Here is a 5876-nt window from a genome sequence, read left to right as displayed (position 1 = left end):
CTGCAGGGTTGAGATTCACCTCCCCCGTAGGCGTTGCGGTGAGGTAGCTGCTTCCCCAGCCGAAAGCCGCGGTTGTCGTCATGCCAGGCTTCGTTTTGCCCGGTTATCGGGTGAAAGATCGGGCGTGGTCAGCGAAAGCGGCCACCCAACATGCGCTGGGAGGCAGGACGAGCGCCGGACACCTCTATGAAACGGCTCCGCCGCTAAGCGACCGTGAGCACGATCTTGCCTTGAATGTGCCCTCGGGCGGCGCGTTCGTGCGCCGCTCGGGCGTCCGCGAGCGGGAACGTGCTGTCGAGCGCGACGCGCACCGTGCCCGCGTCAAGCAAGCGATCCAGTTCGGCGAGCTGCGCGCCGTTCGAGCGGACCTGGGTGGCCGTGACGCCCAGCTTCGCGTTCTCCTCGTCGTCGAACTTGCCGAAGTACACCGGGTAGAGGGACCCGCCGCGCTTGAGGGTGCGCAGGAAGGGCCTGCTGTCGGGACCCCCGACGGTGTCCAGGACGAGGTCGACGTCACGGGCGACTTCCTCGGGCCGGTCCTTGGTGTAGTCGATGAACTCGTCGGCGCCGAGCTTGCGCAGGAACGTCTCGTGGGCGCCGGAGGCCACGGCGATGACGCGGGCTCCCTTCCACTTGGCCAGCTGGAGAGCGAGGTGCCCCACGCCACCGGCAGCGCCGTTGACGAGCACCGTCGTCTCGCTGCCGAGCGCCATCGGGCGGTGCTGGGCCTTCTGGAACGGCGAGGGATGGTCGTGCCCGAGCTCGATCAAGAACTGCCACGCCGTCAACCCCGACATGGGCAGACCGGCGGCGTGCACGTGGTCGATGGCAGCCGGCTTGCGGGCGAGGTCGGACGCCGGCGCGGTGACGTACTCGGCGTACGCGCTGCCTTGGAGAGCGGTGGGAAAGCGCAGAAGGCCGACCACCTCGTCTCCGACCGCGAAGCCGTCGACGTCGGCGACGGCGGCGACGGCCTCCACGACGCCTGAGACGTCGGTCCCCGGAATCAGGGGGAGATCGAACGGGGGCTTGAGTTCGGGAGGTATGTCGGGCATTCCCTCGCGCGCGTACCAGTCAGGTGGGTTGATGCCGTCCGCGTGCACGCGGACGAGCACCTCACCCGGCCCCGGTTCGGGAACCGGCACCTCCTCGTGACGCAGCACCTCGGGGCCGCCGAACTCGTGCAGCCGGATCGCTTTCATGGTCTGTGTCGGCACAGCGCTCTCCTGCGTCTCTCGCGGGGTAAATTAAGCGAACCAGGGGTCCGTTTTTCCGGATCGCCGATCCGAATATACGGGTCAGCGATCCGATTGTGCAAGGGAGGGCAGATGAGGGCGGATGCCCGGGCCAACCACGTCCGTCTGCTGGTCGTCGCCGGCGCCGTCATCACCGAACAGGGCGTCGACGCGTCGATGCGCGACATCGCCCGCCAGGCCGGGGTCGGCCTGGCGACGCTGCTGCGTCACTTCCCGACCCGGGAGGCGCTGCTCGAGGCCCTGCTCCGCACGAGCTTCGACGAGCTGACGGCACGGGCAGCCGAGGTCGAGACCTCGAGCTTGCCCCAGGATGCGCTGATGTTGTGGCTGCGCGACTTCGTCGCGTGCACGACGAACTACCGCGGGGTGGCGACGTCGATGATGAGGGCGATCGAGGACCCCCAGTCCGCGCTCCACACCTCCTGCGTCACCATGCGCGCGGCCGGCACTCGACTCCTCACCCGCGCCCAGGCCGCGGACGTGGCGCGGACCGACCTCGACGGCGCCGACCTGTTCGCCCTGGCCTCGTCGCTGGCCTGGCTCGGCGACATGCCCGGGCTCGAGGCGCGCGCCGAGCACCTCTTCGGAGTGGTGATGAGCGCGATCCTGACGAATGCAGACAGCAGCGATACCGAGGAGGAACGCCGTCCTCGGGCCCGTAGCTAAAACCGTCGGGCACGCGGATCACAGCGTGGTCTTGCCGGCGCCGTTGCGGCCCACCAGGCCGGTGATGGACGGTCCCTCGACGGTGAGTTCGACGTCGTCGAGGGCGAAGTGGTGGCGGTAGCGGCGGGTCAGGCCGCTCACCGCGATCGTGGCCGTCGCAGGGGGACGCCTCCTGGGGTGGGGCTGGCCTGGCGGATCAGCGCCACCAGCTCGTCGGGGTCGATGCCGAGTCGGCTGGCCTCGGCGACCAGGGGCTGCACGTAACGTTCGTCGAGCAGGCGCCGGCGCGCGCCGGGTGCGACGAACATGCCGATGCCCCGGCGTTTCTCCAGCAGCCCGTCGTCGCTCAGCACCCCCAGGCCCTTGGCCGCGGTGGCCGGGTTGATCCGGGATAGGCGGCCAGCTCGTTGGTGGAGGGCACCTGTTCGCCCTCGGCGAGGACGCCGTCGGCGATCTCCTTGGCCAGCCGCTGGGCGATCTGGGTGAACAGCGGTGTTGCGTCGTCGAGCACATCCACCCCCTCGAGGGCGACCCATGTTCATGGGTTCATTACTTGACTAACGTACCGAGGAGGCAAGAGAGGCTCATGAGATGAGCCTGTCGGCCCCGCCGCGCGCCGTCACCGGGTTTTCCGGCGCCGGATGCCCGGGCGGAGCCGGTTGCGGTGCGCTTTGCACGGTCTGAGGCCGGCAACCGTACACATCGCACCGCAACGCCTCCCGGCCATCGCGACCGGCCGTCGCCGGTGCACGTTCGTGGTCCGAGGTTCGGCGGCAGGGTGGATGCGACAACACCGCCATCACTCAACGTTAATCTTCTATGACCTCTAGTTGACGAAACTGTGTCGTCTAGGGGCGCAGGGGGCGGAAGAAGGCGGTGACGTCGGCGGTGAACAGTTCGGGCTGTTCGAGGGCGGAGAAGTGGCCGCCGTGGGGCTGCACGGTCCAGCGCTGCAGGTTGTAGTGGCGGGCGATGACGGCGCGCGCCGGCCGGTAGATCTCCTTCGGAAAGATCGCCGCGCCGGTGGAGGTGCTCACCTGGCGTTCGGGGGCGCCGAACAGGCCCGCGGCCTGCGTTTCGAGGTACAGCCGGATCGACGAGCCGATCGTCTCCGTCACCCAGTAGGTGGTGATGTTGGTCAGCAGGTCGTCGCGGCTGATCGCCTTCTCCATGTCGCCGTCGCAGTCCGACCAGGTGCGGAACTTCTCCACGATCCAGCCCGCGAGCCCGGCCGGGGAGTCGGCCAGCCCATGGGCGAGGGTCTGCGGTTTGGTGCCCTGGATGGCCTGGTAGCCGGTCTCGTGCTGGGCGAAGCGGCGGGCGTAGTCGAGGTCGGCGACCTCGTCGGGGGTGAGGGCGGCCCGTTCGTCGCGGGTCATCCGCGGCGGGGGGACCAGGTTGAGGTGGATGCCGAGCAGGCGGTCGTGGTGGTCGGCGCCCAGATGGGCGGTGATGGCGCCGCCCCAGTCGCCGCCCTGCGCGGCGAAGCGGTCGTAGCCCAGGCGGGTCATGAGTTCCACCCAGGCGTCGGCGATGCGGCGCACATGCCAGCCGCGGGCGACCGTCGGCCCGGACCAGCCGTAGCCGGGCAGTGACGGGCAGATGGCGTGGAAGGCGTCGGCGGCGTCCCCGCCGTAGGCCGGCGGGTCGACGAGGCGGTCGATGACCTCGAGAAACTCGACGATCGACCCGGGCCAGCCGTGGGTGAGTAGCAGCGGCACCGCGCCCGGGTGCGGCGAGCGGGCGTGCAGGGCGTGCACGGTGGTGCCGTCGATGACGGTGCACAGGTGCGGCCAGCGGTTGAGGCGGGCCTCGGCGGCCCGCCAGCCGAACCCGTCCGCCCAGTAGGCGCACAGCTCGCGCAGGTAGTCCACCTCGGTGCCCAGGTCCCAGCCCGTGCCGGGGATCTGCTCGGTCCAGTGCGTGCGGCGCAGCCGGTGGCGTAGATCGTCGAGGACGGCGTCGGGTACGTCGATGGTGAAGGGCGCCAGGGCGGGTGACGGCGACGTCATGACAGGCTCCGAGGGGTCCGGGGTCGGATGGGTTGATCACCGGCCGGCGGTGGGTGTCGCGACGGCCAGTTCCGACTATCGACCGCCGTGGTGGCGGGCCGCAACGAACCCGCTCAGGTGGTGATGAGGATGCGCGGGCCGTCGGCGGTGATGGCGACGGTGTGTTCGACGTGGGCGGCGCGGCTGCCGTCGGTGGTGTGCAGGCCCCAGCCGTCGGGGGCGGTGTAGTAGCTGTCGCGGCCGCCGGCGCAGAACATCGGTTCCAGGGCGAGGACGAGGCCTTCGCGCAGCGGCATGCCCCGTCCGGGCTGGCCGTCGTTGGGCACGCTGGGATCCTCGTGCATGCGCCGGCCGATGCCGTGTCCGCCGAAGCCGCGGGGGATGCCGTAGCCGGCGGTGCGCCCGACCCGGCCGATGGCGGCGGCGATGTCACCGAGGCGGTTGCCGGGGACGGCGGCGACGATGCCGGCGGCCAGCGCCGCGGCGGTGGTGTCGATGAGGGTGGCGTCGCCGGGGTGGGGGGTGCCGACGGTGAAGCTGATCGCGGCGTCGCCGACCCAGCCGTCGAGCTCGGCGCCGCAGTCGATGCTGACCAGGTTGCCGTCGCGCAGCGGGGTGTCACTCGGGATGCCGTGGACGATGACGTCGTTGACCGAGGCGCAGATGACCGCGGGGAACGGTGTCGGGGCGAACCCGGGGTGGTAGTGCAGGAACACCGGTAGGGCGCCGGCGTCGCGGATCACCGTGTGGGCGACGGTGTCCAGTTCGCGACCCGTGACGCCGACGGCGGCCATCGCCTCGATCGCCGCGGTCGACTTCAACTCCACCATCGCAACCATCCTTCTTCGTCGACGCCGGCGCCGCTGGTGTCGCCGAGACCACCGAACCTGCGCCCAATTACTATACCGGTATTACTATCACGGCTATGGTGCGGACGCCGTTGACCAGAGCGGAGCGGGAGCGCGGCGAGCGGCTCGGGGCGCTGCTGCGGGCCGCGCGCGGCGAGCGCAGCATGGTCGAGGTCGCCGCCGCGGCCGGGGTGTCCGCGGAGACGCTGCGCAAGATCGAGGCCGGGCGCATCGCGACTCCGGCGTTTTTCACCGTCGCCGCGCTCGCCGGCGTCCTCGGCCTGTCCCTGGACCTGCTGGCCGACGCCTGTGACCCGGCGGCGCAGCGCGCCCTCGGCTAGGACACCGTCCGCCCGACCACGGTCGGTGCGGCGACGGCGACGCTGTGGCGACAGCTCACGCGAGCGGGGTGAACCGGCCTTTTTCGAGGAAACCTGCCTACCGCCACCGGCGCACAGGTCTTCGGACAGAAGAGGGCCCAGATGTCCGCAGAGAAGGCCATGCGGAGCTGTTCCTCCGGAAGGTGGAGCGAGGGCGGAATCGCTTCATCTTCGAGGGCGCACCATCCGCGCGGCGCCGCTGTCGAAACGCATCCTAGTGACGGGAGCGGCTCGTGTCTGCGTGCGGAACCCGCTCGTGTGGCGATCACACCCACGACGACACCGGTGGCGTCCCTTACGATCCGCTTTTCCGTTTTTATTCCCGAAAGAGGGATGCGCATCCGGACTGCCGAGGTTGCGGTGTCAGATGCTCTAGAGCGAGTGCATACATCCGAATTCGATTTCGGCTTGGCGCTACCCGAGCCGACTGCGGTACCGTCCCTCTCGCAATCTTCAGCACGTTCGAAGAAATGACGAGAAGGGATCACAATGACCCAGCAGGAGCAGGAGCAGGAGCAGGAGCAGGAGCAGGAGCAGGAGCAGGAGCAGGAGCAGGAGCAGGAGCAGGAGCAGGAGCAGCTGCGCTACCGCATCCTCGACCAGTTCGGTCAGGTCAGCACGGCGGACCTCGACACTGCGACCGACATCGAGGACCGTAACTGGTCAGGTATTTGTTTGATCTTGGGTTAGCTGGTTGCGGGCATCCAGGCGCGG

General features: G+C 69.6%; 7 protein-coding genes and 1 pseudogene. 3 read left to right on the top strand and 5 right to left on the bottom strand.

Annotated features, from left to right (window positions below; translation table 11 throughout):
- Positions 1-203: 203 nt before the first annotated feature.
- Positions 204-1217, bottom strand: coding sequence for an NADP-dependent oxidoreductase (locus G6R25_RS20420; RefSeq protein WP_235949239.1), 1014 nt, complete (start codon positions 1215-1217; stop codon positions 204-206).
- 111 nt (positions 1218-1328) lie between these two features.
- Between G6R25_RS20420 and G6R25_RS20415 the strand changes: the two genes are divergently transcribed.
- Positions 1329-1922 carry a TetR/AcrR family transcriptional regulator gene (locus G6R25_RS20415; protein WP_136449591.1) on the top strand — a complete coding sequence of 198 codons (594 nt, stop codon included), beginning with the start codon at positions 1329-1331 and terminating at the stop codon, positions 1920-1922.
- An 18-nt stretch (positions 1923-1940) separates the two neighbouring features.
- On the opposite strand, the gene G6R25_RS20410 is transcribed toward G6R25_RS20415, so the two are convergent.
- From G6R25_RS20410 to map, 4 genes and pseudogenes are all read right to left on the bottom strand, one after another.
- Positions 1941-2063 (bottom strand): ATP-binding cassette domain-containing protein, encoded by a 123-nt coding sequence (locus G6R25_RS20410; protein ID WP_419469391.1) that lies wholly within the window; start codon positions 2061-2063, stop codon positions 1941-1943.
- Positions 2060-2433 (bottom strand): annotated as a pseudogene (locus G6R25_RS20405) (GntR family transcriptional regulator). Before G6R25_RS20405 ends, G6R25_RS20410 begins: the two are co-directional and overlap by 4 nt.
- Positions 2434-2770: 337 nt before the next feature.
- Complete coding sequence (locus tag G6R25_RS20400) at positions 2771-3934, bottom strand: epoxide hydrolase family protein (RefSeq protein WP_163554227.1); 1164 nt, start codon at positions 3932-3934, stop codon at positions 2771-2773.
- A gap of 113 nt (positions 3935-4047) precedes the next feature.
- Positions 4048-4764, bottom strand: a complete 717-nt coding sequence (gene map, locus G6R25_RS20395) for a type I methionyl aminopeptidase (protein ID WP_163554226.1) — start codon at positions 4762-4764, stop codon at positions 4048-4050.
- Positions 4765-4859: 95 nt separating this feature from the next.
- On the opposite strand from map, the gene G6R25_RS20390 reads away from it, so the two are divergent.
- Together G6R25_RS20390 and G6R25_RS25490 are read left to right on the top strand one after the other, a co-directional pair.
- Positions 4860-5123, top strand: coding sequence for a helix-turn-helix domain-containing protein (locus G6R25_RS20390; protein WP_163554225.1), 264 nt, complete (start codon positions 4860-4862; stop codon positions 5121-5123).
- Positions 5124-5651: 528 nt separating this feature from the next.
- Positions 5652-5852: a hypothetical protein gene (locus G6R25_RS25490; protein ID WP_205447292.1), complete on the top strand. Its 201-nt coding sequence runs from the start codon at positions 5652-5654 to the stop codon at positions 5850-5852.
- Positions 5853-5876: the final 24 nt, after the last annotated feature.

Origin of the sequence: Candidatus Frankia alpina, from assembly GCF_902806485.1 — a bacterium.
Taxonomy (GTDB): domain Bacteria; phylum Actinomycetota; class Actinomycetes; order Frankiales; family Frankiaceae; genus Frankia; species Frankia alpina.
Note: the sequence above shows the minus strand (reverse complement) of the source record. Positions and strands in the feature narration are given on the sequence as shown.